20 protein-coding genes are annotated in these 26974 nt (G+C 68.5%); 4 read left to right on the top strand and 16 right to left on the bottom strand.

Going from position 1 to position 26974, the window contains the following annotated elements:
• The first annotated feature begins 8 nt into the window (after nucleotides 1-8).
• The 3 genes from D4739_RS06615 to D4739_RS06605 all read left to right on the top strand — a co-directional run bounded on the left by D4739_RS06615 (nucleotide 9) and on the right by D4739_RS06605 (nucleotide 3530).
• The gene (locus tag D4739_RS06615; RefSeq protein WP_120059829.1) at nucleotides 9-1022 is read left to right on the top strand and encodes a LacI family DNA-binding transcriptional regulator; all 1014 of its coding nucleotides are present in this window, start codon (nucleotides 9-11) and stop codon (nucleotides 1020-1022) included.
• 124 nt (nucleotides 1023-1146) lie between these two features.
• A complete protein-coding gene (locus tag D4739_RS06610) occupies nucleotides 1147-1911 on the top strand; it encodes a DeoR/GlpR family DNA-binding transcription regulator (RefSeq protein WP_120059828.1) in 765 nt (254 codons plus the stop codon).
• A gap of 110 nt (nucleotides 1912-2021) precedes the next feature.
• The gene (locus D4739_RS06605) at nucleotides 2022-3530 is read left to right on the top strand and encodes a mannitol dehydrogenase family protein (RefSeq protein WP_120059827.1); all 1509 of its coding nucleotides are present in this window, start codon (nucleotides 2022-2024) and stop codon (nucleotides 3528-3530) included.
• 51 nt (nucleotides 3531-3581) lie between these two features.
• Here D4739_RS06605 and D4739_RS06600 read toward each other — a convergent pair whose 3' ends face one another.
• Nucleotides 3582-5150, bottom strand: a complete 1569-nt coding sequence (locus tag D4739_RS06600; protein ID WP_120059826.1) for a glycoside hydrolase family 68 protein — start codon at nucleotides 5148-5150, stop codon at nucleotides 3582-3584.
• 221 nt (nucleotides 5151-5371) lie between these two features.
• Between D4739_RS06600 and D4739_RS06595 the strand changes: the two genes are divergently transcribed.
• Complete coding sequence (locus D4739_RS06595; RefSeq protein WP_274380477.1) at nucleotides 5372-6952, top strand: glycoside hydrolase family 32 protein; 1581 nt, start codon at nucleotides 5372-5374, stop codon at nucleotides 6950-6952.
• A gap of 6 nt (nucleotides 6953-6958) precedes the next feature.
• Here the strand turns inward: D4739_RS06595 and D4739_RS06590 are convergent, their stop codons facing one another.
• The 15 genes from D4739_RS06590 to D4739_RS06520 all read right to left on the bottom strand — a co-directional run bounded on the left by D4739_RS06590 (nucleotide 6959) and on the right by D4739_RS06520 (nucleotide 26938).
• Nucleotides 6959-8005 (bottom strand): LacI family DNA-binding transcriptional regulator, encoded by a 1047-nt coding sequence (locus D4739_RS06590; protein WP_120059824.1) that lies wholly within the window; start codon nucleotides 8003-8005, stop codon nucleotides 6959-6961.
• Nucleotides 8006-8051: 46 nt separating this feature from the next.
• Nucleotides 8052-9131: an ABC transporter ATP-binding protein gene (locus tag D4739_RS06585; RefSeq protein ID WP_120059823.1), complete on the bottom strand. Its 1080-nt coding sequence runs from the start codon at nucleotides 9129-9131 to the stop codon at nucleotides 8052-8054.
• A gap of 78 nt (nucleotides 9132-9209) precedes the next feature.
• Nucleotides 9210-10496: a glycoside hydrolase family 32 protein gene (locus D4739_RS06580; RefSeq protein WP_120059822.1), complete on the bottom strand. Its 1287-nt coding sequence runs from the start codon at nucleotides 10494-10496 to the stop codon at nucleotides 9210-9212.
• Nucleotides 10477-12972: a glycoside hydrolase family 32 protein gene (locus tag D4739_RS06575; protein WP_120059821.1), complete on the bottom strand. Its 2496-nt coding sequence runs from the start codon at nucleotides 12970-12972 to the stop codon at nucleotides 10477-10479. The genes D4739_RS06580 and D4739_RS06575 overlap by 20 nt, the downstream gene beginning before the upstream one ends.
• Nucleotides 12973-13068: 96 nt before the next feature.
• Nucleotides 13069-14127, bottom strand: a complete 1059-nt coding sequence (locus D4739_RS06570; protein ID WP_120059820.1) for a LacI family DNA-binding transcriptional regulator — start codon at nucleotides 14125-14127, stop codon at nucleotides 13069-13071.
• Between the two features lie 3 nt (nucleotides 14128-14130).
• The gene (locus D4739_RS06565) at nucleotides 14131-15042 is read right to left on the bottom strand and encodes a carbohydrate ABC transporter permease (RefSeq protein WP_120059819.1); all 912 of its coding nucleotides are present in this window, start codon (nucleotides 15040-15042) and stop codon (nucleotides 14131-14133) included.
• A gap of 1 nt (nucleotide 15043) precedes the next feature.
• On the bottom strand, nucleotides 15044-15925 hold the full coding sequence (locus D4739_RS06560; RefSeq protein WP_120059818.1) for a carbohydrate ABC transporter permease: 882 nt from the start codon (nucleotides 15923-15925) through the stop codon (nucleotides 15044-15046).
• 106 nt (nucleotides 15926-16031) lie between these two features.
• Nucleotides 16032-17348 carry an ABC transporter substrate-binding protein gene (locus tag D4739_RS06555; protein WP_120059817.1) on the bottom strand — a complete coding sequence of 439 codons (1317 nt, stop codon included), beginning with the start codon at nucleotides 17346-17348 and terminating at the stop codon, nucleotides 16032-16034.
• 21 nt (nucleotides 17349-17369) lie between these two features.
• Nucleotides 17370-18818 carry a glycoside hydrolase family protein gene (locus tag D4739_RS06550; RefSeq protein ID WP_120059816.1) on the bottom strand — a complete coding sequence of 483 codons (1449 nt, stop codon included), beginning with the start codon at nucleotides 18816-18818 and terminating at the stop codon, nucleotides 17370-17372.
• 392 nt (nucleotides 18819-19210) lie between these two features.
• Nucleotides 19211-20413, bottom strand: a complete 1203-nt coding sequence (galK, locus tag D4739_RS06545) for a galactokinase (protein WP_120059815.1) — start codon at nucleotides 20411-20413, stop codon at nucleotides 19211-19213.
• Nucleotides 20410-21792 (bottom strand): UTP--glucose-1-phosphate uridylyltransferase, encoded by a 1383-nt coding sequence (locus D4739_RS06540; RefSeq protein ID WP_120059814.1) that lies wholly within the window; start codon nucleotides 21790-21792, stop codon nucleotides 20410-20412. Before D4739_RS06540 ends, galK begins: the two co-directional genes overlap by 4 nt.
• A complete protein-coding gene (locus tag D4739_RS06535) occupies nucleotides 21789-23894 on the bottom strand; it encodes an alpha-galactosidase (RefSeq protein ID WP_120059813.1) in 2106 nt (701 codons plus the stop codon). The genes D4739_RS06540 and D4739_RS06535 overlap by 4 nt, the downstream gene beginning before the upstream one ends.
• 26 nt (nucleotides 23895-23920) lie before the next feature.
• Nucleotides 23921-24931, bottom strand: coding sequence for an L-glyceraldehyde 3-phosphate reductase (mgrA, locus tag D4739_RS06530; protein ID WP_120059812.1), 1011 nt, complete (start codon nucleotides 24929-24931; stop codon nucleotides 23921-23923).
• On the bottom strand, nucleotides 24928-25851 hold the full coding sequence (locus D4739_RS06525) for a carbohydrate kinase family protein (RefSeq protein WP_220699250.1): 924 nt from the start codon (nucleotides 25849-25851) through the stop codon (nucleotides 24928-24930). The genes mgrA and D4739_RS06525 overlap by 4 nt, the downstream gene beginning before the upstream one ends.
• 7 nt (nucleotides 25852-25858) lie before the next feature.
• A complete protein-coding gene (locus D4739_RS06520; protein WP_120059810.1) occupies nucleotides 25859-26938 on the bottom strand; it encodes an ABC transporter ATP-binding protein in 1080 nt (359 codons plus the stop codon).
• Nucleotides 26939-26974 lie beyond the last annotated feature (36 nt).

Genomic DNA, 26974 nt, shown 5'->3' with positions numbered 1-26974 from the left:
TGAGCCGCGTGGTGAACCGCTCCGAGATCAACATGGCCGACGTCGCGCGACGCGCGAACGTCTCGGTGGCCACGGTCTCGCGCGCACTGCGCGGACTCCCCGGAGTCGGCGAGGCAACGCGGGCAAGGATCCTCGAGATCGCCGAGGAGCTCGCCTACGTCATCTCCCCCGAGGCGTCACGGCTCTCCAGTGGCCAGACGGGGCGCGTCGGTGTCGTCGTACCCGCGACGCAGATCTGGTTCTACGGCGAGATGCTCGCTGCCATCGAACGGCGGCTGCGCGAGGCCGATCTCGACGTCCTGCTCTACCAGGTCAGCGACGAGGAGGTCCGCATGCGTTTCTTCCGCGACCTCCCGACACGGCGCAAGGTCGATGCCGTGGTGCTGATCGCGCTGCCTCTCCCGCAGCTGGAGGTCGACCGGCTGGACCATCTCGGCGTCGAGGTCGTCGTCGCCGGCGGTCGCGTGCGCGACTTCCCGTACGTCGAGGTCGACGACCGCGCGATCGCCGCCACCGCAGTCGACCACCTCGTGGGACTGGGTCACGAGCGGATCGCGTTGATCCGCGCCACGAACTACGGCGAGATCCACTGGGCCCCGGACGTCCTGCGACTCGAGGGCTACCTGATGGCGCTCTCGGCGGCGGGCATCCCCGACCGCAGCGAGTACGTCGTGTCCGTGCCGTTCACTCCCCACGACGGAGCGGCCGGAGCCGAGGAGCTGATGGCCCTCCCTGAACCCCCGACCGCGATTCTCTGCTTCTCCGACGAGATCGCGATCGGCGCCATGGAAGCCGTCCGGCGAGCCGGGCTCCGCGTGCCCGAGGACGTCTCCATCGTCGGCATCGACGACCACCCCTTCGCGGCAGTCATGGGCCTCACCACCATCCGCCAGGACGTCGACGCACAGGGCGAGGCCGCTGCCAACATGGCGCTGCGCCGGCTCGATCACGCGCCCGTCGACAACCTCGTCATCCCCCACGAGCTGGTCATCCGGACTTCGACCGCTCCCCCTCGCTCTTAACTGTCGACACGTCGCAACCTCGACGTCGACACGGCGCAACCTCGGTGTCGACACGGCCCGACTTTTGCCCGGTCGGGCAGAACCCGGGCTGGCGTCGCGCCCGTTCGGGCATCACACTCGATGCATGGAAGCGCGCCTGCGGCACTCAACGATCCTCGACCTCGCCCGCGCCAAGGGCGGCGTCGATGTGACCAGCCTGGTGACTGACCTGGGCGTCGCACCGGAGACGATCCGACGCGATCTCCGAGTGCTGGTCGACCGGGGCGTGCTGCGCCGGGTGCACGGCGGCGCGGTTGCCGTGGAGAGTACAGGCTTCGAAACGCCGGCAGCGCTCCGGAGCACCTCGCAGGTTGAGCAGAAGCGCCGAATCGCCGTCGCGGCAGCCTCGCTGCTGCAGGGCGCCGAGAGCGTGTACGTCGACGAGGGGTTCACCCCGCAACTGGTCGCCGAACAGCTTGCGCAGACATCCGCCGAGCTGACCGTCGTCACCCCTTCGCTGACCACAGCCCAAGCGCTGGCAGGGCTTTCGCGGATCACGGTGCTCGTTCTCGGCGGTCGCATGCGCGGGCGGACCCTTGCCACCGTCGACCACTGGGCACTCCGCATGCTCTCCGAGCTGAGCATCGATCTCGCGTTCCTGGGCGCCAACGGCATCTCCCGAGAGCTCGGCCTGACCACACCCGATCCGGCAGTCGCCGCCGTGAAGCAGGAGGCGGTCACGCGGTCACGGCGACGCGTGCTCGTCGGCGTACACACGAAGTTCGGGACCAGCAGCTTCTGCCGGTTCGCGACGGTCCGCGAGCTTGAAGCGATTGTCACCGGGCACGAGCTCAGCCCCCGTGAAGCCGCGCGCTACGAGGCCCTCGGACCGCGCCTCATCCGCGCCTGAACACTACCTGAGCCAACGCCACGCGCGGGGGGCAATCGGGCAGAGACTGGTCGCTCCAGCTGCCCGTTCGGGCTCGGCACTGACCGGAGCCCGGACCGATACTCGAAGGCATGACCCGCCTCTCTCCCACCGCACTCGGCGACCTCGACCCGCGCGTGGCCGTGCCGACGTACAACCACGCACGAGTGACTGCCGGCATCGCCCACATCGGCGTCGGCGGCTTCCACCGATCGCACCAGGCGGTCTACATCGACGATCTCCTGAACCAGGGACAAGCGCAGGACTGGGGCATCGTCGGGATCGGCGTGCTGCCCCACGACGCAGCGATGCGCGACGCACTCACCGAGCAGGACTGCCTCTACACAGTCCTCACGAATCACCCCGACGGCACCGTCGAGGCGCGGGTCGTCGGGTCGATCATCGACTTCCTCCACGCCCCCGACGATGCGGAGGCCGTGCTCGAGCTGCTGACAAGCCCGGAGATCCGGATCGTGTCGCTGACCATCACGGAGGGCGGCTACAGCTCCGACCCGGCAACGGGCGCGCTCGTCGTCTCCCCCGCGCTCGCCGCTGACCTGGTCCCGGGCGCGACTCTGACCACGGCGTTCGGCTTCATCGTCGAGGCACTCGCGCGCCGCCGCACCGCCGGGACCCCGCCGTTCACCGTGATGTCCTGCGACAACATCCAGGGCAACGGCGCCCTCGCCAGGCAGACGATCACTGAGTTCGCCCGGCTCCGCGACCCCGAGCTCGCCGACTGGATCGCGGCTGAGGTCGCGTTTCCCAACTCGATGGTCGACCGCATCACGCCGGTCGCGACCGATGCCGATCGCAGCATGCTCAGCACCAGTTTCGGCATGTACGACGCGTGGCCGGTCGTCTGCGAGCCCTACTCCCAGTGGGTGCTCGAGGACGAGTTCAGCTCTGGTCGCCCGCCACTCGAGGACGCCGGCGTGCAGATCGTCCCCGACGTCGCGGCGTACGAGCTGATGAAGCTCCGCCTGCTCAACGCTGGCCACCAGGTGCTCGGTTTCCTGGGCTACCTCGCCGGGCATCGCTTCGTGCACGAGGCGGCACAAGACCCGGACTTCGTGGCCTTCCTGAGTGGCTACCTGGAGCACGAGGGGTCACCGACGCTCGCGCCGCTGCCGGGCGTCGACCTCGCGGCCTATCGGCACCAGCTGCTCGAGCGCTTCGCGAACCCGCACGTCGCCGACACCCTCGCGCGCCTCTGCGCCGAGAGCTCCGACCGGGTCCCGGCGTTCCTGCTCCCGGTGATCCGCCACCAGCTCGAGCACGGCGGCGAGCTCCACCGGTCGGCACTCGTCGTCGCCGCCTGGGCCAGGTACGCCGAGGGCCAGGACGAGCAGGGCGCCCCCATCGAGATCGTCGACCAGCGACGCGAGGCAGTCACCGCGCGAGCGCTCCAGAGCCGTGAGGACCCGGCTGCGTTCCTGGCCGACGAGTCGATCTTCGGCGACCTGGCCGCCAGCCCCGGGTTCGCCGACGCGTTCACCGAGGCCCTGACCGTGCTCCGGCGCGGCGGCGCCCGTGAAGCCGTGCGGAAGTCGACACCGAAAATCGACCCTGAAGATCGACACAGGGCGACCCCGCGGTAGCGGGGCCGCCCTTCCACATGCGACCGGTGGGTCGCGTGCGGTGTCCTCGGGTCAGTTCTTGAACTCGGTGTCGGACGGGATGTCGGCGAAGCCGCCGAGCCCGCCGTCACCGTAGGAGTAGTCCACAGAGCTGGAGGAGCCGTCGATGTCGAGCTTCACGGTCGGGGCGAGGGTGCCGCCGCGACGGAAGTCGTCCTTCGTGCCGATGGTGTCGATGAAGGACTGCACGAGGCCGCCCGGCATGACGTAGTGCGAGTAGGCCTGGAACTGGCCCGGGTGCTGGTTGTAGTCCGGGTCGAACGGGAAGCCGGTGGCGAAGTTCAGGTTCGTCGGGTTGCCGAGGACGAGACCCGAGCCCTGGTTCATCGGCTGGTAGTCCGAGCGGATGCCGTCGCCGACGAAGCCGTAGACGCCCTCAGGGCCGTCGATGCCGGAGGCGAAGGTCGAGCGGTGGCTGATCGTGAAGAGGTAGTACTTGCCGTCCTTCATGTAGATCTGCGGGCGCTCGGTCTGGTCGGTGACGCAGTTGGAGGAGTGGATCGGCGGCAGGAAGTGCCACTTGGTCAGCTCCTTGTTGTCCGCGACGGCCAGGCCGATGTTGGCCATCTGGTACATCGCGCCCTTCTCGTGGACCTCGTCCACGGTCTCGGCCTGCGGGTCGCCCGGGCGGTAGCCCAGGTCGGCCTCGGTGCAGGCCTTCGCGCCACGGGTGACGGCGCTGTTGCCCTCGAAGACCATGTAGGTCTTGCCAGGGTGGGCCGGGTCCTCGAACGTGAACGGGTCGCGGAAGTTGAAGTACGGGTTCTGCTCGCCGTTCTGGTACCACTTGCCGTCGGCCTGGAGCATGTCGTGGACCTTGGAGAAGCCGGTGAAGAAGACACCGTTCTTGTTGGTGTGGATCTTGCCGGGGCTCATCGCGATGCGCGGGTCGTACGGCTTGCGGTCCGAGCCGTCCTTGTTGCGGTAGAACGCGACATCGGTGAAGAAGAGCTTGATCTCGCCGCCCTTGAAGATGCGGGCGGAGCCGGACCACTGGGTCTGGTGGCTGAAGGACTTGTCATCGAAGATCTGGCCGGAGACGCCGTCATCGAAGACCAGACCGCCGTAGGTCCAGCCACCGTTGCGCGGGCGCTCGGCTGCCGGCACGCCGGCCTTGCGGAAGAAGTAGCCGATCTTGGCGTAGACGTGGCGGTCGTCGAAGCCGAGGTTGCGGTCAGCGACGAGGGAGAAGATGACCTCCCAGCCGCCGACGCTGTACTGGTTGGCCTTCTCGTCGGTGAGCGGCCAGCTGTCCCAGACCCAGACCTTGTCGTTGCTCATGTCGGGGAAGTCCTGGGGCACCTCCGGCATCGTGTACGCCGAAGGCATGGAGTTGGTGCGCGACGGGGCGCCCGGGTCCGACATCGCCTTCAGCTGGCGCGCGTCAGCGCGGGTCCAGCGGGCGGTGAAGTCGGACTTCTCCGGGTCGTACGCCTTCTGGGTGTGGACGGTCGGCTGCGGGAAGTCGGTGCCCGCAGCGGACGCAGAGGTGGTGGTTCCAGCGCCGGCCAGGAGGGAGGCGGCCGTCGCCAGCGAGAGGGCGACGGCGGTAGCCGCGCGCCCCACAAGAGGTGTCTTCATGATGTGAATTCGCCTTCGATTCGATGGTCAGGACATGACCCTCGAGTCGGCCGCGGCGTTCCCTGTCCACGAGGCTAGCGGATTCTCAGCAGAATTTGCAAAACGATTTGCAATAGTCTTATCTTTGGTGTGCACCTTCGGAATCCGGAGGCGCACACTCTCGGGCTCCGCGGCGTTCCCTACCTCAGCGTTGTCCGACCGGACCGACTCTCGGGAGGACCGTGCACCGACAAGACGCATCGCTCATCGACGCATTGCGCAGCGCGCCACTGCTCGCTCTTCTGCTGCTGCTCCTGGCCGGATGCAGCGCCTCGACCCCTACTCCGGTCAACCCCGCGCCCGGTGCCGCCTCTCCCTCAGCGAGTACGCCGCACCCTGGCCGCCCGGCGTACCACCTGACTCCGGCGGAGCACTGGATGAACGACCCCCAGCGACCCTTCTTCCTCAACGGGCGCTGGCACCTCTACCACCTCTACAACGCCGACTACCCGCACGGAAACGGGACGTCGTGGGCGCACGCGACCTCCACCGACCTGGTGCACTGGCGCCGCGAGGGCGTCGCGATCGACAAGTACACGAACGGCCTCGGCGACATCCAGAGCGGCAGCGCCGTCGTCGACACCGACAACACCGCCGGCTTCGGAGCCGGCGCAGTCGTCGCACTCGTCACCCAGCAGGACGCGGGCGTGCAGCGCCAGTCGGTCTTCTCCTCCACCGACGGCGGCCAGACCTTCACGGCGTACTCCGGCAACCCGGTGATGGACAACCCCGGCTCCCCGGACTGGCGCGATCCGAAGGTCTTCCGCGACGAGGCCAACGGCCAGTGGGTGATGGTCCTCGCCGAGGGACACAAGCTCGGCATCTACACCTCCCCCGACCTGCTGCACTGGACCTTCCGCTCGGACTTCGCGCGCGACGACCTCGGGCTGCTCGAGTGCCCCGACCTCTTCCCGATGCAGGTGCAGGGCGAGACCGGCACGACCTGGGTCCTCGCCGCGAGCGCCAACGGTGCGGCTCAGGGACGCACCACCGGCTTCGCCTACTGGACCGGCACCTGGGACGGCGCGTCCTTCACCGCAACGACGCCCGAGCCGGCCTGGCTCGACGGAGGCCCCGACTGGTACGCCGCGGTGACGTGGGACGACCCGCGCCGCCCCGCGAGCGAGCGCCTCCAGCACCGGCAGGCACTCGGCTGGCTCAACAACTGGGAGTACGCCGATGACGTGCCGACCCGCGGCTGGTCGGGCGGGATGCTGTCGACCGTCCGGGATCTCACGCTGGTCCGCGAGCACGGTGACCTGCGACTGCGCTCCCGGCCGACCGCCGCGCTGACGACACTCGAGGACACCCCCACGCGCGCCCAACCCCGAGTCTTCGCGGGCGCAGCGCACGCGCTCCCGCAGCCGGAGGGCGCGGCGTACCGGCTCCGGATCGCGGCGCGCCCCGACGACCGCGACCCGGCCGACCGGCTGGTGCTCCGCCTCGGCCCCGGAAAGGGCCCCGGAACCGGCGCCGGGACCACGCTCACCTGGGACCGCAAGACTGGACTGCTCACACTGGACCGCAGCCACGACGCCGTCGCAGCGAGGATGCCGGCGGGATACCGCACCACGCGCTCCATCGAGGTCCCGACCGATGCCCTGGTCCTCGACGTCCTCGTCGATGCCGGCTCCATCGAGGTCTACGCGAACGGCGAGCAGACGCTGTCCGCGCTCGCCTTCCATGCCCCCGGGCAGATCTCGCTGGAGGCCCCTGGCGGCCGCATCGACCTGCGGGAGTTCACCGTCTCGCGGATGCGCTGACGGCAGTCACTGCCCAGCGGGCGGAGCCACACTGCCGCGCTCGACCAGGGTCGCCGGGAGCGCGATCTGACGTGGAGCGCCGGGCGCCGAGGCCTCGCCGGTCAGCATCCGCATCACCTCGGCGACCGCCCACCCGGCCATCTCGCGGTGCGGGAGCGCCGCGGTCGTCAGGCCGGGCACGAGCGCGGCGGAGATCAGCTCGAGGTCGTCAACACCCGTGACCGAAAGGTCGCGAGGGATCGACAGCCCGTGTGCGGCAGCGGCCTGGTAGACGCCCATCGCCAGCTGGTCGTTGAAGCAGAAGACGGCGGTCGGGCGGCCATCGCGGGCCAGCCACGGCAGCGCCGCCTCGCGGGCGGCGACGGTGTCTGTCGCGCACTGCAGGAGCAGCGCGTCGTCGTACGCGATGCCGGCGTCAGCCAGCGTTCTCACATACCCCTGCTCGCGCCCCCACGCGGCCGGCGTCTGGTCCACCGTGGTCAGCATGCCGATCCGTCGATGCCCCTGCGCGAGGAGGTGTCCCACCATGAGCGCGGCGATCGCCTGCTCGTCCGGCACCGCCGAGGGCACCGCCGGATCATCACTCGACGCGTCGAGCAGCACGACAGGGAGCGCGGCGAGCGACGCCGGGACCTCGACGAACTGGTGAAACATCCGCGCATAGACGACCGCATCGACGCGGTGCGCGAGCAGCGAGCCGATCTGGCGCTCCTCCAGCTCCGGATCGTCCTCGGCGTCCAGCGCAACGAGCAGGCTGCCGTGCTCCGCAACGGCTTCCTGGGCACCCAGCACCATGCGGCTGGCGTGGGGCGAGGTGACCATGCGGTCGCCGACGAGGCCGACGAGGAACGACCGGTTGCGGCGGAGCCCGCTGGCGCGGGGATCCGCGACGTACCCGAGGTCTGCGGCCGCACGCAGCACCTTCTCGCGGGTCGACGCGTGGACCGCGCGGGCGCCGCTCAGCGCGTGCGACACCGTCGTGACCGAGACCCCCGCCGCCTCGGCGACATCCCGGATCCCCGGACGGGGACGGCGGACGGGGCTGGCACTCATGCTGGCCAAGATACGCGGCGCCAGGGCCGCATCCTCGCGGCTCGGCTCAGGCTGACAGTCGCGCGCCGTTCTCCTGGTCGAACACGTGCACGTGCGCCGGGTCGGTCGTGACGTGCAGTACGTCGCCCTTCCGCGTGGAGTCACGGCCCGGGACGCGGACGATCACGTCGTGTGGAGTCCCCTGTGTCTCACACGATCCGTAGACGAACGCATCCGCGCCGAGCTCCTCGATCAGGCGGACCGTGATCGGGATGCCCGCGCCCGGACCGACCAGGCGCCAGTTCTCCGGACGCACGCCGACCACGACGCTGCCCTCCATCCGGGCGGCCGAGATCGGGTCGACGGGCACGAGGTAGGTGCCGATGCGGACCTCGCCGCCCACGGCAACACCCGAGAGCAGGTTCATCTGCGGCGAGCCGATGAAGCCCGCGACGAAAAGGTTCGCCGGACGGTCATACAGCGCCAGCGGGGTGTCGACCTGCTGGATCAGGCCGTCCTTCATCACCGCGACCCGGTCGCCCATCGTCATCGCCTCGACCTGATCGTGCGTGACATAGACCGTCGTGACGCCGAGGTCGCGCTGCAGCTTGGCGATGTCCGTGCGGGTCTGCACGCGCATCTTCGCGTCCAGGTTCGACAGCGGCTCGTCCATGCAGAAGACCTGCGGCTTGCGGACGATCGCGCGGCCCATCGCGACCCGCTGTCGCTGGCCACCCGAGAGTGCCTTCGGCTTGCGCTCGAGGTACTCCGTGAGGCCGAGCATGGCAGCGGCCTCAGCGACGCGGCGATCGCGATCGGCCTTCGGCACCTTGGCCATCTTCAGCGCAAAGCCCATGTTGTCCGCGACCGTCATGTGGGGATAGAGCGCGTAGGACTGGAAGACCATCGCGATGTCGCGGTCCTTGGGCGCGAGGTTCGTGACCTCGCGGTCGCCGATGTGGATCTCCCCGTCGGTCACCTCCTCGAGACCCGCGAGCATCCGCAGGGTCGTGGACTTGCCACAACCCGACGGACCGACGAGGACCATGAACTCGCCGTCCCCGATCGTCAGATCGATGCCGGGCACGGCGGGAGTGGGAGTGCCGGGGTACCACCGCTGGGTCTGGGTGAAGGTGATGCTGGCCATGGGTTGTGCTCCTGACAGTTCGAAGTGGCTGCGGAAGGTTGAGCTCGAGAAGGTCCGGCTGTTGGAAGGCGGCGCGGGTCAGGTGAGGTGCCACCACGACAGCTCGCCCGGGTCGTCCGTGGCTGGGACCAGGCCGCCGTCGACGTCGGTGAGCGGAAGGCCGACGAGGCCGCCGTCGGCGACGACCTCGAGCACCTGCGCGTCGGCGACGATCCGCAGGCTCGGTCCGTGGTGATCGACCACGACATCGGTTCCCCCGGCCGCCGTCCGCACCCTGAGTACGCCGTCGCTCATCGTCAGCTCGGCACGGGCGAGCCCGTCGGGACCGAGCAGGGAGAGCCGGCTGCCCGAGCGCGGAGACCACTCGATGTCGAGTGCGGTGCCCGGCTCGCTGCCGACCGGATCCCGGCGAGCGGCGGCAACCGCCGGATGTGGGGTGAGGCGGACCGCGCCCGCCTCGACGCTTACGACGTAAGGGACGCTGATTGCCCCCGCCCAGACCCCCGGCTCCCCCACGCCACGAACCCAGAAGAGCAGACACGGCCTGCCGTCGACGTCGGTGAAATGGGTGGGCGCGTAATGGCTGCCCGCGAGCGTGACCTGCTGCCACGCGCCCGGGATGAACCGGCCCTCGGTGTAGGTGCCTGCCGAAGCCGATACGTGGTGGGGATCGCCCGACCAGACCGAGAAGACCAGGACGTCGGCGTCGAGTCCGTCGGTGCGGCGGACCAGCTGGGGGCACTCCCAGGCGGTCCCGGTGAACGGCTCCTCGCCGAACGACCGGCTGACCAGAAGGCCGTCGTGATGCCACGTCTCAAGGTCTCCCGACCGGTAGGTGGCCACACCGGCGACACCTCTCGTGTCGCCCTGGCCGACGAGCATCCGCCAGACCGGGCCGTCGCGGAAGACCACCGGGTCCCGGAAGACCGCCACGTCCCAGCCCGGCGGCTCGGCGATCACCGGTCCCTTCGCCCACGTCGCCAGACCAGCGTCGGACGGGCGCGCCGTACGGATGGATCCGCGGTGGACATCCGGCGGGCCGACCGAGGTGTAGAAGAGGCGTGGCTCGCCCTGGTCGTCGATCACTGCGCAGCCCGACCAGACACCGACGTCTTCACCGTCCTCGCCGTCCGGCGACAGCGCGATCGGCTCGACCTCCCAGTGGAGGAGGTCCGGGCTCGTCGCGTGTCCCCAGTGGCATCCCGTCGCGTGCACGAGGGAGTCAGGGACGTGCTGGAAGAACAGGTGATAGCGCCCGTCGATGTGGAAGACGCCGTGCGGGTCGTTCATCCATCCGGCGGGAGGCGTGAGGTGCATGCGGGGCCGAAGCGCGTTCGTCGTCATGTCAGGTCGCAGGGCGGTCATCGAAGCTCACCTCATCGACGGTCACGTGCCCCCAGCTGCCGGTGCCGTTGTCGACCACCCGCAGCTGCGCCGACTGCCCGACCAGGTCCCGGACGTCCCAGGCCGTCCACGCGAGGTGCTCGGAGTCCTGTCCGGTCGTCGAGCGGACCACGTCGCCGCCGACGACCAGCTCCACAGTCGTGCGGTCATCCGCTTCGCCCACCGTTGCTGCGGGCACATCGCTGAACAGGATCTGGTCGACCATCAGGTGACCCCACGACCCGGTCGCGTGGTCGACGATCTCGAGGTGCGCCTTGCGGCCGATGAGCTCGTGGACGTCCCACGAGACCGGATCGAGCGTCGAGTTGTCGTTGCCGGTTGCCGAGCGGAGCACGACGTTGTCGACCACGAGGTTGACCGCGGTCGGCCGGGTCGCAGCGTAGGGATTGTCTCCGCCCGCTAGAAGGAAGTCGATGTAGTCGCGCGTGATCGTGAACTCGGGCGATCGCACCGCCCCCGTGTGGGAGTCGCTACCGTCGTAGGTGTCGAGCACCTTCGACCCGACCTGGTTCGGCAGCGATGCGGTCACCGGGGTCAGGCCGGACAGGTCGCCGGTCGTCGTCCAGCCCGCCCCGAGACCGGAGCTCTCGAACCCTGTGAAGAGGCTCGATGGGGCGGGGTTGCGCCCACCGCCGACGAGCACGTTGAGGTAGTCCTCATCCACCGTGAACGACGGTGAGGTGAGCGTCCCGGTCGTCGAGTCGCCTCCATGGAAGCTGTTCGCTAGCTTGCTGCCCTCGAACCCGGTCACGGGCTGCTGCCCGCTGAGCGCGCCCGCGCTCGGGCCGCTGCCGAACGCCGTCCCGGAGGTGGTCCAGCCGCTCGGATAGCCGGTCGACTCGAATCCGGCGTACGCCGCGGAGGGGTTCGACGCGGTCGTGACGTCCTCGAACTCCCGGATCGTGATGTTGCTGAACTCGGTGGACCCACCTGAGCTGTAGAGCATCACCCCGGTGTCGTTGGGGTCGAACATCACCTGGTTCGAGATCGCGGTGAGGCCGTCGTCAGTGAACACCTCGACGCTCGATCGGTCGACGAGGATCCGGACGCTGATCGACGTCCGCGTGCCGACCGGCGCCTCGGACTGCTTCAGTGCACCGAAGGCGTGCTGGGTGTAGTCCGACGGCCCGCGGTCGACGTACAGGTTGCCGCCGAAGTAGCCCACGTTGGTCTTGTGGTCCTTGTCCGCGGAGACGCCGACGGCGATGCCGAGGTTGTCGGCGGTCGACCAGCTCAGGTCCGCGCTGATCTCGTACGCCGCGCCGTGGTACTCCAGCGGCAGCTGACCGTTGACGGTCTTCGTCGGGAGCGTCCAGGTCCGCGCGACATGGTCATCGAGGCCCGGTGTCGGCTCGGAGAGCAGGCTGTAGACACCGCCCGACCGGGCCTTCATGGTGAGGTCGCGCACGACCGACATCTGCCCGTTGTAGCCGTCGGAGACATCGGTCTTGATCGGATGCGGCGCGTAGTTCCAGTTGTTCATCCAGGCGATCGCGTGCCGCCGGGTGTCGGGTGCGGAGGCGTCCGGCCAGCTCACCCCGGCGTACCAGTCCCAGCCCCAGTCGAGCCATTGCGGGTCGGTCTCGTCGGGCACGAAGGACGTGCCGTTCCAGGTGCCGGTCCAGTACGCGTAGGTGTCCGGCTTGCCGGTGTAGTCGCCCTGCATGCTCGCACCGAGAACCCAGTGCCAGCTGTTGTCGTCGGCCTTGATCCGGAACAGGTCGGGGCATTCGAAGCCACCGATGTTGGGGCTCGTGTAGGCGAAGTCGGACTTGTAGGTCCAGTTCTTCAGGTCGGGCGAGGTCCAGAAGCTGGCCTGCTGGTGCTCACCGATCACCGCGATCCACGAGGACGTCGCGGCGTTCCACTCGATCTTCGGGTCGCGGAACCAGTTCGTGCTGTCCTGGTTGGTGATCACGGGAGCGCCGTACTTCGTGAAGGTCACTCCGTCGTCGGTGGAGTACCAGAGGTATTGCTCCTGCTGATAGGGGTCGCCGTCCGTCGGCTGGGTCGCGAGCGCCACCACGGCACCCGCGCCGAACCCGGCGGTGTTGGCGGTGTCGACCACCGAGGAGCCGGTCCACACGGGGAACCGCGTCGAGAGTGGGAGCGAGTAGCCGTGGTCGTCGAAGACGACGTTGTCCGTCGTCGTCGCCCGCCGCCAGCCGCCCGGTCCGTTGTCCACCGCGCTGTGCAGGTAGTACAGCTGGTCCTGGCCGCCGACGTGGATCGGGCGCTGCGGATCGCTCAGCCAGCCCACCGGCGGAGTGAGGTGGTAGACCGACCGCTGCGAGTCGAGCGGGGCGGTTGCCTGCGTGCTCAGTCGGGTGCCGCCGACGTCGGTCACGACGAGTGAGTACGACGCGGCGACAACGCCGAGCGCGATCAGGAAGAAAGTGCGCGTGCGCCGCACGATGCGGGCTCGGATGCTGGCCATGGTGCTCCTCAAATGGGTGTGCTCGACCATCGGCCCACGGCATGGCCGTGGCCGGAGCGGGGAGAGAGGGTTAGCGGTCGGAGGTGCGGAACGGCCTCAGGAGAGGGCCGGAGGGACGATCGAGTCCCGCAGGAACGGCGGGCACGCGACGATCGTCATGCCGTCGTCGTCGGGCGCCTCGAGACCGAGGAGCACCCGGACACCTGCCGCACCGAGCTCGTAGTGCGGCAGGCCGACGGTGGAGAGCGGGGGCCGCAGATGCGCGGCGATCACTTCCTGGTTGTCGAAACCGACCACGGCCATGTCCTGGGGGATCGACAGGCCGCGCTCGCGCAGCCGGTCGTAGAGGCCCATGGCCATGCGGTCGTTGTAGCAGAAGACAGCGGTCGCGTCGGTCTCGAGCACCTCGCCTGCCGCGTCGTACCCACCCTCCTGGTCGGAGAACGCGTAACGGACGAGGGACGGATCGAAGTCGATGCCAGCCGCCGCGAGTGCGTCCTGGTAACCCTGGAGACGTCCGGTCTGGGCGGGGGCGGGCGTGGTCGCGTTGATGAACGCGATCCGTCGGTGCCCGCTCGCGATGAGCGCCTCGGTCGCGGTGCGGCCACCCTGGCGCTCGTCCGGCACGACTCCGCGAGCCTCCTGCGTGGGCGAGAAGCAGTTGACCATCACGACATCTGCCTGCCGCAGCCCCGCCGGCAGCTCGGCTGCCCGGTGGAACCAGGTCGAGTAGAGGACGCCGTGGACCCGGTGCTCGAGCATCATCGCGATCGCCTCGCGCTCGGCCTCGGTGTCGCCCTCGGTGTTGGCGATCAGGAGCACGTAGCCGTGCTTCCACGCCTCGTCCTGCGCGCCGTGGATGATCTGGCCGGCGAACGGGGTCGTGGCGATCGCGTCCGCAACCAGGCCGATGAACCGCGAGCGCCCGTGCTGGAGGGTCTGCGCCATGACGTTGGGGCGGTAGCCGAGGTCGTCGATGACCCGCTGGACGCGCGCGCGGGTGGCATCAGCGACGCGTACGTCGCGACGGTCGTTGGCGACGAAGGACACGGTCGCCACCGAGACTCCGGCGGCCTTGGCAACGTCCTGGAGGGTGACCGGTCGGCGTGCGGATGACGTGTCGTCGTCCGCACCCGGACGCAGCTTGTCAGACATCGCTCACCCCTTGTTCCCGCCGCTCTCGAGCCCGTAGACGATGGCGCGATTGAGCACCAGGAATACCAGCAGCAGCGGGGTGATCGTCACACAGACCGCGGCGAACGTCGCCGTCCAGTCGACCGAACCCATCGCGCCCACATAGTTCTGCAGACCGAGCGGGATGGTCTTGCGGCTCTCGTCGAAGACGAAGGTGTTGGCGAAGATGAAGTCGTTCCAGATGAAGATGCCGTTGACGAACACGACCGTGATCACGGTGTTGACCGACAGCGGCATCGTGATCGTGAAGAAGACCCGATACGGGCCGGCGCCGTCGAGCGACGCCGCCTCGTAGGTCTCGCGTGGGATGTAGTGGAAGAACGCGCTGAACAGGTAGACCGATGTCGGCAGCGCGAACCCCACCAGCGGCAGGATCATCGACGCGTAGGTGTTGAGCAGGCCGACCTTCGCGTAGTTGATGAACAACGGCACCAGCGCCACCTGGACCGGCACGATGATGCCGAGCAGGAAGATGCCGAGCACCACCCGACTGCCCCGGAACCCCAGCACCGAGATGGCGTAGGCACCGGACATGCCGAGGGCCACGATCAGCACGCTGGAGACTCCGGTGACGATGGCGCTGTTGAGGACGTAGCGTCCCAGGTCAGCCATCTCGAAGGCGCGGCTGAAGTTGTCCAGGGTGAAGCCGCGGGGCATCCCGAACGCGTTGCCCGAGGCGAACTCCTCTGCCGGACGCAGGCTGGTCACGATCAGCCAGACCAGCGGGTAGAGCTGCACGGCGACGATCAACCAGACGAGGGTCGTCGACATCTGCTGCGCCAGCGACCGCCGGCGCGGACGGGGCGGGCGCGACGGGACGACCGGCTCGGCGGGGCGCACGCGGCGCCCGCCGGAGACAGGGGTGGCGAGAGCCATGTCAGGCCTCCTGACGGCGACGGAGCAGGAGCAGGATGAGTCCCACAGCGACGATGCACTCGGCGACGATGAAGACCGAGATCGTGCTCGCATAGCCGAACTCCGTGCTGCGGAACGCGGTCTTGAACATGTAGGTCGTCATCAGCTCCGACGCCTGGCCCGGACCACCGTTGGTCAGCAGATACGGGATGTCGAAGCCACGCAGGCTGTAGGTCGCGGCCATGATCATCGTGGTGACCCAGACCGGCCGGATGTAGGGGAAGCGGATCTGCCAGAAGACCTGCCAGGTCGACGCACCGTCGAGCCGCGCAGCCTCCTCGAGCTCCTTCGGGACGGCCAGGATCGCGGCGTACAGGATGAGCATGTAGAGACCGGTGAAGCGCCAGCCCTCCGGTGCGGAGACCGCAATGAGCACGGTGTCGACGTCGCTCAGCCAGGGCCGGGAGAGGGCGTCGAGCCCGACGGCGTCGAGGAGCTGGTTGATCAGGCCCGCGGGTTCGGCCGAGTAGATCTTCTGGAAGAGGAACGCGATCGCGACCGTGGAGATGATCGCCGGCAGCAGGTAGAGCACCTTCGCGACCTCCTTGCCGCGACCGGCGTACGAGAGCAGGTTCGCGACGAAGAGTGCCAACCCGAGCTGGAAGACCAGGCAGACCGCGAGATACACCAGCGCGTTGACGAACGCGCGCCAGAAGATCGGGTCGTCGGTGAGCATCCGCCGGTAGTTGTCGAGCCCCACGAAGGAGCGGTCAGTGATGCCGTCCCACTCGTAGAAGCTCAGGATGAGCGACTGGATGATCGGCGCGAGGACGGCCAGGCCGTAGACGAGCAGTGCGGGCGCGAGGAACACCAGCACCGAGAGCCTGGAGCGGCTGGGAAGCACGGGAGCGACCTTTCTGTGCGGTCTGTGCGAATCGGGGTGTGCGGTCCGAGAGGCGGTACGTCGGGCCCGGGCACCGGGTGTGTGGCCCCCGGGCCCGACGTGGCGCTCAGTCGAAGAACTTCGGTGCGTTCTCCGAGAGTGCCTCGTCCATCCTGTCGGTGAACTCCTCCGGGGAGTCCTCGCCCTGGACGAGCAGCGTCAGCTGCTGCTGGAGCAGCGTGTTGGTCGACGGGTCGAGCTGCGTGTCCCAGGGGAAGGCGATCTCGTCACCGAGGTTGTCGACCTCGCCGAGGGCCTTGGCGTAGAGCGGAGTGGCGTCGTCCGGGATCACCGGAGCAACGTCGGCGACCGGCGTCAGGTGGCCGGTCTTGGCCAGCTCGGCCGGGTAGCGCTCGAGCAGGAACTTGAGGAAGTCCTTCACGACGTCGTCGTACTTCTTCGAGCTGATGCCGGTGCCGATGCCCGAGACGACGGTGTAGTCGTCGGCCTGGGTCACGGAGTCCGCTGTGGTCGGCAGGGTGAAGTAGTCGATGTTGTCCTTCACGCCCGCGGGCAGGGCGGTGCTGGCGATCGACGGGAGCTCCCACGTGCCGATCTGGTAGATCGCGGCCTTGCCGGTCGTGAACTGGTCACGGGCGTCGGTGTAGCCCTGCGAGGAGAAGCCTTCGGCGAAGCACTCGTTCTTGCCGAGGTCGCTGAGCCATTCCGCGGACTTCGCTCCGGGCTCGTCGCTGAACGTCGCGTCACCCTTCTTCAGGTCGTTGAGGTAGTCCGGACCACCGAGCCGGAACGGCTGGTAGGCGACGTACCGCTCGAGAGGCCAGCCGTCCTGTCCGTCGAGCGCGATCGGGATCGCGCCCGCCTTGCGCAGCGGGCCGCACAGGGCAGCGAAGTCGTCGAGCGTCTTCGGGACCTCGACGCCGGCCTTCTTGAAGAGCGCCTTGTTGTAGAAGAAGAACTCCATCTCGAACTCGAACGGCATCATGTAGAGGGAGCCGTCGTCGAAGCGCTGGTAGTCGAGCGCCTGCGGGCGGTACTTGTCGTAGAGGCCGAGGTCCTTGAGCATGTCCTCGACATCGACCAGCTTCTTCTGCCCGATCAGCTTCTTCGTGAACGGCGTCGCGTCGGTGTCGAAGAGCTCCGGCAGCTGGTCGGCCGTCGCGAGGGTCTCGTACTTCTGCAGGTACGACGGCCGGTCCGGCGTCGTGATCAGGTTCAGCTTGAAGCCGGGGTGGTCCTTGGCGTACTCGTCGGCGAGCTGGTTGACGACCGTGATGACGGAGCCGTCCGCGGGCCGCGACAGCAGCCACGAGATCTCGTGGGACTCGCCGTCGGCGGTGGCGCCCGATCCGCCTCCACAGGCCGTGAGGGCGAGTGCCCCAGCCGCGAGGGTGCTCACAAGTGCGAGCCTGGTGTTCTTCATGGATCTCCTCCTCGAGACCGATCAGGATTGTGTAGCGACCGAGACAGCGGTGAAGGCAACCGTGCCCTCGCCGACGAACAGACCGACGCACCCTGCGCTCCGGTCATAGATTCGTGCACTCATCGCGACCTTGTCGTCGAGATAGGCGATGCACGAGGTGCCGTCCACCAGGACGCTGAGCCGGTGCGGGCCCGGCGCGAGGTGCGCCGGCCGCTCCAGCTCGACCTGATGGGCGACGTCTCCCGAGATCTGCCACTGCGCCGGGCCGGTGTGCCGACGAGGCCAGCGGTCGAAAACCATCCGGCCGCGCCGCGGCTCCAGCCGGATCAGATAGCCCTCGTCCCCCTCGGCCCGCAGGAGCACACCGCACTCGGTGGTCTCCGGACCGATGACGAGGTCGACGCTGAGCAGGAAGCTCTCCGGTGCGGGCGGCGACAGCGTCAGGGCGTACCCGTCAGGGACGGAGACCTCCGGGCTGGTCGGGCTCCCGAACCAGGCACCGAGGTACGGCGTGAACTCCAGCGTCTGCTGCTCGGTGAACGAGGCACGCAGTGCGTGGGGCATGCCGAAGCCGAGCTCCCCGTCCGGCCCCTGCGTGACCTCGTGGACGGCGAGGTTGCCCGCCCACTGCCAGGCACCGTCATCGGACTCGCCCTCGCGGGTCGGGATCCAGCCAGCGAAGTAGCGGCGGCCGCCCAGCTCGAGCGACTTCGCGGCATACAGGCCACGGCCGTCGATCGTGTCGTGCTCCGGCACGCGCCACGGTCCGAACGGGTTGTCGGAGATGCGGTAGCGGGTGAGGAAGGCGTCGGAGAACTCCGAGTAGACGAGGTACCAGTGACCGCCGAGCTCAAAGACCTCCGGGCACTCGTGCATGAGGTAGCGGCCCGGCGCCCAGAACGGCGTCTCGGGCTTCCAGGTCACCAGGTCGTCGGAGACGAGGCGGGCGATCACGCCGCGGCGACGGTCCGGGCCACTGAGCTCGCGGGTGGCGACGAGCATCTGCCAGGGCTCCTCGGCGGTGGGCCGGAAGACGAAGGGGTCGCGGAAGTCGGCGGCGTCGTAGCCCTCGGGAGCCCCGAACGTCTCGTCGTGGTGCTTGGTCCAGGACTGCATGCCGTCGGTGCTCGTGGCGTGCATGACGACCTGGGCCGGGAGATCGCCGTCCGGCGTGAGGAAGTCGGGGTTCTGGCCCGTGTAGAAGAGGTGGATCGCGCCGTCTTCGTCCTCGACGATGCTGCCGGTGTAGGCGTTGAGGTCCTGCTCGTCGAGGCCGCCGTGTGGGAGAGAGACCCCCTCGTAGTCGTACGACGCGAAGTCGCTGGTCGTGTAGAGGTTCCACGAGGTGCCCGGTCGCGCCGGGTCACGGCGGTCGTGGAGGTAGAAGAGGAACGCCCGATCGGCGTGGGCGAACGGGATCACGTCGCCCACCCAGCCATCGGCCGGACGGTGGAAGTAGGGGGCTGACACGCCTGCCTCATCTCTGGTTAAACGCTTAAATCGTGAGGGTGATCACAACTTAGGGATGTTTAATCGTTTAGGCAAGAGGACGGCGCAAGAATCTTCCGGCCACGCATTGCGTCGGAAGCAAGACCCGGGCCCCGCCTGCCGCCAGGCAGGCGGCAACGCCGCCAGCGCTCCCTCCCACTGATTCATGGCCGCGAGATCCGGCGGCGGGTAGGGAGCGTCCTGATGCTTGCGCCGTTCCCAGAGCTTCGGCGCCAGTCAGCCACCTCAGGCGCTCCGCCACGACATGAAGCCCGCCGTAGTGACAACGGCACACTTCAGCCGGTCGTTGACCTGACGCGATCGAGGTCCGATGGCCTACATCGATCAGGACAAGGCCAACCGCAAGATCGTGGTCAGCCGCTGACCAACCGGGGAGCGAGCGGGCGGCCGCCCTGAGAGGCGGGCGCAAGGTGGAACGCGGGAAGGACGAGGCGACGGCTCGCGAAGACGCCGGCTACGAGGGCGGCGATGGACCCGGCACGTTCCGAAGGCACGAGCGCGATGGCGGAGCCGCCGAAGCCACCGCCGGTCATCCGCGCGCCCAGTGCGCCGCCACCACGAGCCGCGGAGCAGGCGAGGTCGAGCTCAGGACACGAGACCTCGAAGTCGTCCGCGAGCGAGGCGTGCGACGCGTCAAGCAGCGACCCGACCGTCCGCCAGTCCCCCGTACTGAGTGCATCGAGGGCCCGACGCACTCGCTCGATCTCGGTCAGAACGTGCCTTGCGCGACGGCGTACGACGTCGTCCTCGATGGGATCGAGTCGGAGCGACCGGTCGAAAGCATCGCGAAGCGAGCTGACACCAAGGAGCTCGGCCGCCTGCTCACACTGGGCGCGCCGGGTGGCGTAGCCGCCGTCATTGAGCGCATGTGACGCACGGGTGTCGATGACAAGGACCGACAGTCCCGCGCACTCGGGATGCCACGGGATCTGGCGCAGTGGGGCGGATCCGTCGATCAGCAGCGCGTGGTCCTTCCTCCCGAAGAGGGCGATGGTCTGGTCCATTCCGCCCGTCGGCGCACCGGCGACCTCGCGCTCCGCGCGACCACAGATCTCGACGAGGTCGCGGCGGACCTGACCGTCGACCTCGACTCCGGCAGCGGCACACACAGCGAGCGCCACGGCGCATTCGAGTGCCGCCGAGCTGGACAGCCCCGCCCCCACAGGCACGCTGCTGTGCACGACGATGTCCATCCCGGGGACGTCGATGCCCTTCTGGCGCGCCGCCCACACCACACCCGCGACGTACGCCGCCCAGCCGGCCACAGCGCCCGGCCCCAGGGCGTTCAGATCGGCCTCGAAGGAGCCGTCCTGCTGCAGGCTGCTGACCGAGAGCCGGCTGTCTGCGCGACGTCCGGCCGCCGCGACAGTCAGGTTGGGCAGCGCGATCGGCAGACACGGACCGTCGTTGTAGTCCAGGTGCTCGCCGATCAGGTTGACCCTTCCCGGCGCCCCGAAGACACCCTCCGGAGCTCGACCGTGCAGGGCCACGAACCGCTCGACGACCAGGTCGACGAGACGCTCGGGAGCCTCCGCAGCGGTGATGACGCCACTCATAACGCCTCCCCGCTGAGAAGGGCTCCGTCGGGAACCTTGCCGCCCTCCGGGCCAAGTTGCGCAACCCCGACGACGCGAATCCCTTCGCCGAAGGTCCAGTCACCCTCCACGACCAACGAGGTCGCCTTGATCAGGCTGGGCACGCCTGCGGGGAATCGCGCCTCGAAGTCGAAGATGAACTTGTAGGCATCGTCCAGAGCGACGAACGGTAGGTCGCCGGTCATCTGCACGGGCCGCAGGGCCTCGTCCAGGGTGACGCAGTCGCTGCGCAGGATGATCAGGTCATCGGACGTCTTGACCGGCAGGAACCGGTCGCGGCCGACCTCGATCACACTCGCGCCGTCGAACAGCCCGATCGCGGCACCCATCGCGGTCTCGATCTGGATCACCGGCGTGCTCGTCTTGTCGGTCGGGTCGACGGTCTTAGCGTTGCGGATCAGGGGCAGCCCGAGCACACCGTCCCTCTCGCGGAGAAGGTCCCGCATGGCCGCCACATCGATCCAGATGTTGTTGGTCGACGCCAGGTGGTGACGCTCGAGGTCAGCCATCCACCGCGCATCCTCAGGAGGAACCTGCGAGGTCTCCCGCAGCGTGATGCCGCCGCCCACGCGGCGTACGAAGTGGCCACCCTTACGGTCGCTCGGCGTGCGTCGCACGGCCTCGACCGCGAACGGGCTACCGCTCGCAGCAAACCAGGCAGCGATGCGCGGGTCCGGCCAGGCCGCGAGGTTGTCGGCATTGGACACGAAGAGCTGGGTGAACCCCGCCTCCAGCAGGAGATCGAGGAAGCCACTCGTGTGGAAGACGGTGTAGATGTCACCGTGGCCCGGAGGGCACCACTCCAGTGAGGGATCGGCGACCCAGGACACCGGCGTGAGGTCGTCGGAGCGGAGTTTCGGCACCCGGTTCTGCATGAGCGAGAGCGGCACGTTCCCGACCGCCAGATCCGGGTAGGAAGCCAACCAGGCCATCGAGTCCTCCGCGGTCCGGAACGAGTCCATGAACGTCAGCGGCAGAGCCACACCGTGCGCCTCGCGGCCCGCCAGGACCTGGCGGGCGATGACGTCGAGGAAGGTCATGCCGTCGCGTGCCGGCAGCAGCGACTTCGCCTTGTCCAGACCCATCGACGTGCCGAGTCCGCCGTTGAGCTTGAGGACCGCCGTCCGGGCAAGACCGTCTGGCGACCCGTCCCACTCCAGATCGTCCAGCCGGGGCGTCGCCCCCAAGGGTCCGATCGACGACTCTGGCATGAGCCCGGTCGCACCCGCCGAGACGCTCAGGAAGGAGTTCACGAACACTTCGATCGCCGTCGCACTGAGTCCGTCAGCGATCATGCGCTCACGGATCCGTCCCTCAGCCCGGGTGACATCGATCCTCATACTGCCTCCTCCTTCGTTGCGTGGAGCTCGACCAGTGTCACGGTCTCGGGTCGCCGGCGCGGCATCCAGAAGCCACTTGTCGCGAGGGCGCGGCCGGTTACGACGACGCCCTCGGTCGGTCCCACGGCAGGCAGCGGCGATGACATGCTGAACATCCGCAGGTCGGTTGGCGCCGCCCACCTCAACGAGTACGTCGCCTCCGGATCCAGACCGGGTACCCGCACGGCAACGCCTCGGTTGTGCGCCGACTCGTCGATCTGGACATGTGCAATCACCGCGCGGCGCCGATCCTGAGCCACGACGCCGTGGAGCAGGACCGCCGGGTCCGCCGACTCCGGCCGGACCATGCGACCCGTGTGCAGCAGCGGACGCAGCCGCTTGTGCCGCTCGACCCATTCCGCGAGGAGGGCAAGGTCGGATTCGCTCGCCTCCGCCAGGTCCCACTCGATGCCGAAGGCACCGAACAGCGCGGTCGCGGCGCGGAAGTCGAGACTCATCGTGCGACCGGTCGCGTGCGAGGTCGGTGCCGAGATGTGGGCCCCGAGGTATTCGGGAGCGATGAGCTGCGCCGTCCATCGCTGGATGTGCTGCCGCGAGAGGGCATCGGTCACGTCAGAGGTCCAGAAGCGTTCGACCCGTTCCGCGACGGCAAGGTCGATGCGACCGCCACCGGAAGAACAAGACTCGAAAGCAACGGACGGATGGCGGTCGCGGAGGGTGTCGAGCAGTCGGTAGAAGGCCAGTGTCTGCTCCCGGACGGCCGGAGCGCCGCCGCGCAATGAGGCTCCCGCCTCCAGCAGCTCGCGGTTGTGGTCCCACTTCACGTAGCCGATCGCGTGCGCGCCCAGAATCGAGTCCACCCGCTCGAGGATGTGCCCGAACGCGTCAGGATTGGTCAGGTCGAGCACCCACTGGTCCCGGTGCAGCAGGGGGCGCCGATCTCCGGCAGACAGGATCCAGTCGGGGTGCGCCCGGAACAGATCCGAGTCCGGGTTGACCATCTCGGGCTCGAACCAGAGTCCGAACTCCATGCCGAGTGCCTGCACGTGCCCGATCAGGGGCGTGAGCCCATCGGGCCACAGATCCTCGTCGACCCACCAGTCACCGAGGCCCGCCGTGTCGTCCCGCCGGCCACGGAACCAGCCGTCGTCGAGCACGAAACGCTCCACGCCGACTGCTGCTGCGCGATCGGCAATGTCCTCCAGCCGGGCGAGGTCGTGGTCGAAGTAGACCGCCTCCCACACGTTGAGCACCACAGGCTGGAGGTCGGGGTGGGCAGGAAGCGCGCGGGCATAGGCATGCCAGGCCGCGGCGACGTCGTCGAGGCCGGAATCCGCCGCCACGAAGTGCACCCAGGGCGTCCGGTAGCTCTCGCCCTCCGTGAGCACCACCTCGCCAGGGAGCAGGTGCTCGCCGCCACCAATCGTCGTACCGGTTGCTGCGCTGCGCTCGACCCGCACCACCGAGTTCCCGCTCCAGGCCACGTGTACGGCAACCACGCTGCCGGTCGTCGTCGTGAACCCCGGCTGCCCGACCGCAACCAGGGTCGCGGCATCCAGCCCGGGGCGTCCGCCACGGCCTTCGCGGAGCCACAGCCCGTCGGTCAGGGCGTGCCGTTGCGGGGTCCGCTCGCGCTCGTGCCGCCCGGTGAAGTCGAGGACCTCGGTGTGGTCGTCCGCGATGGGGAGCACCACCTCCAGCCCCTCGAGGAGGTACGCAGACGGGTCAAGGTTCGTGATGGAGTAGCGGACTCGAAGAACACCGCCCGCAGCCTCTTCGAACTCGCCGCGAAGCGCCAGCCTTGCCGCTGGATCGTGTGCTTCCAGAAGCAGGCCAGCGTCGCCCTCAGCGAGGGAAGCCAGCTCGAAGCGAGTCGACCACGCTCCTCCGTCGATCCGGTGGCCACGGAGGTGCGGCCGGGTGAAGAGGCCGCGGCTGTGCTCGCCCAGTAGCGGCATGCCGGGACCGTTGAGCACGAGTGACAAGCCCGACGGCGCGCCGCATGGCGCGCCCACCGGAAGCGCAATCGGCATCAGGTCTCCTGCCTCGAGCAGCTCGAAACAGGTGCGCGTCGGCGCGGAGGCCACGGGCGGAACGAACATGGAGGGTTCTCCTGGAAGAGGTCGGGTCAGCCGTCAAAAATGGTCGCGCCCGGCACGACGGCGAACGCGTCGATGGCGCGGAGCTCGGTCTCGGTCAGCGCCGGGAAGTCAAGCGCATCAAGGTTTGTGTCCAGCTGCTCGAGGCTGGAAGCGCCGATGATCACGGACGTCATCCGCGCATCCCGGAGCACCCACTGCAGCGCCAGTTGCGCGAGCCGTTGTCCTCGCCCGAGGGCGACCTCGTTGAGTCCACGGGCCCGCGCGATCGTGTCCTCATTAAGGTGGCGGATGGACGATCCGGAGCGGGCCGCTCGCGAGTCGGCCGGGACACCGTCGAGATAGCGGTCGGTGAGCATGCCCTGCGCCAGCGTTGAGAACGCGATGCAGCCCATGCCCTGCGCTTCCAGCTCGTCGAGGACGGCGTCCTCGATCCGCCGGTCGAGCATCGAGTACGGCGGCTGGTGGATCAGCAGCGGTGTCCCAAGATCGCGTGCGATGCTCGCCGCCTCGCGGGTCTGCTCAGCGGAGTACGACGAGATGCCGGCGTAGAGCGCCCTGCCCGAGCGCACGGCCTGGTCGATCGCCATCATCGTTTCGGCAACGGGAGTCTCGGGGTCGAATCGGTGGCTGTAGAAGATGTCGACGTAGTCGAGTCCCATCCGCCGCAGCGACTGGTCGAGGGAGGCGAGGAGGTACTTGCGCGATCCGCCGTTGCCGTAGGGCCCCGGCCACATGTCCCACCCGGCCTTGGACGAGATGATCAATTCGTCCCGGTAGGGCTTGAAGTCGTCCGTGAGGTAGCGCCCAAAGTTCTCCTCCGCGCGGCCGTAGGGCGGGCCGTAATTGTTGGCGAGGTCGAAGTGGGTGACGCCCCGATCGAACGCTCGTCGCAGGATGGCGCGCTGCGTCTCCTCGGGACGATCGATACCGAAGTTCTGCCAGAGCCCGAGCGACAATGCGGGCAGCTTGAGGCCCGACAGCCCTGCCGGGCGGTAGCTTGTACCTGTGTATCGGTCCGGGTTGGCCAGGTAGTTCACGGGCTCACCTTCACGGTCAGGTCGCCCCGACGCGGCGGGTCGGCACCTGGACGGGAGACAGTCACGGCGGCACATGCTGCAGCGAACTCCAGCAGCTCACGGAGCGCCGCCTCATCGAGGGCACGCAGGCGAGACTCGTGCTTCCTGCCAAGCAGGTCAGCGTCGGACAGCGCGGCAAGGAGGCCGGCCATGAACGAGTCACCGGCACCGATGGTGTCGACCAGGTCGGTCGCCGGCGCTGGGATCCGTACGGCGGCGGCCGGGCCGACGGCGTACGCGCCGGTCTCGCCGTGCGTGACCACCACGATCGCCGGACCAAGGTCTCGCCAGCCTCGAGCGACGACCTCCAGGTCGGTGTCGGGGTAGAGCCACTCGAGGTCCTCACTGCTCGCCTTGACGACGTCCGCCAGGCAGACCAGCGACTCGATCCGGGCGCGAGCAGAATCGCACTCGCCCATCAGCTTCGGTCGCACGTTGGGGTCGTAGGAGATCGTCGCGGTGTCGCGAAGCACGCGGATCGTGTTGATGACCACGGATGCGCCCGGCTCAAGCACGGCTCCGATCGAGCCTGTGTGGAGCAGCGCCGGCGACCCGAGCGGCGTCCGGTCGAGCGCCCAGTGGATGTCGAACTCGTACGTCGCGGCTCCGTCGCCGCCGATCGTGGCCACTGCCGTCGAGCTCCGACCAGGGGTGACCGAACCCGGCACCAGGGCGACGACATTCTCGGCGAGGTGCGCCTGGATCATGTCGGCGTGGTCATCGGCGCCGATGCGCGTCTGCAACACGGCGGGAACCTCCAGCCGACTGAGCCCGATCGCGACATTCAGCGGGCTGCCGCCGACGCGCGCGTCCGTGAACTCACCGGGTCGGCGGATCAGGTCGATGAGGGCTTCCCCGATGACAAGAACCGGTTCAGGCAACTTCTGATCAGGCGGAGAGGCGAGCACCGGTTTCCTTGTCGAAGACGTGGACATGGGCGGGGTCGGTGGTCACGTGGAGCACGTCACCCTTCTGGGTCGCGTCGCGGCCTGCGACGCGGACGATGACGTCGTGCGGTGTCCCCTGTGCCTCGCACGTGCCGTAGACAAACGCGTCCGCTCCGAGCTCCTCGATCAGGCGCACTGTGATCGGGATGCCTTCGCCGGCACCGACGATCCGCCAGTTCTCGGGGCGTACGCCGACGACGACGTTGCCGTCCATTCGCTTTGCGGCCGTGGGGTCGACCGGCACGACGTACTCGCCAATCCGGACGTCACCGTCGACGGACACACCGGACAGCAGGTTCATCTGCGGGGATCCGATGAAGCCCGCGACGAAGAGGTTCACCGGCCGGTCGTAGAGCGCCAGCGGGGTGTCGACCTGCTGGATCAGGCCGTCCTTCATCACCGCCACGCGGTCGCCCATTGTCATCGCCTCGACCTGGTCATGCGTGACGTAGACCGTGGTGACGCCGAGGTCGCGCTGCAGCTTGGCGATGTCCGTGCGCGTCTGCACGCGCATCTTGGCGTCCAGGTTGGACAGCGGCTCATCCATGCAGAACACCTGCGGCTTGCGCACGATCGCGCGGCCCATCGCGACGCGCTGACGCTGGCCGCCCGAGAGCGCCTTCGGCTTGCGCTCAAGGTACTCCGTGAGGCCGAGCATCGCAGCCGCCTCAGCGACGCGGCGATCGCGATCTGCCTTCGGCACCTTGGCCATCTTCAGCGCAAAGCCCATGTTGTCGGCCACCGTCATGTGCGGATAGAGCGCATACGACTGGAAGACCATCGCGATGTCGCGGTCCTTGGGTGCGAGGTTGGTGACTTCGCGGTCGCCGATATGGATCGACCCGTCGGTCACCTCCTCGAGACCCGCGAGCATCCGCAGCGTCGTGGACTTGCCACAACCCGACGGACCGACGAGGACCATAAACTCGCCGTCTTCGATCGCGAGGTCGATGCCGGGCACGGCGGGCGAGTCAGCGCCGGGGTACCACCGCTGGGTCTGGTTGAAAGTGATGCTGGCCATTTCGTGCTCCTTGCGAATTGGTGCGAAGGGAGAGGG

The organism is Nocardioides cavernaquae (assembly GCF_003600895.1).
Lineage (GTDB): Bacteria > Actinomycetota > Actinomycetes > Propionibacteriales > Nocardioidaceae > Nocardioides > Nocardioides cavernaquae.
This window is presented reverse-complemented; position numbering and strand designations above follow the sequence as displayed.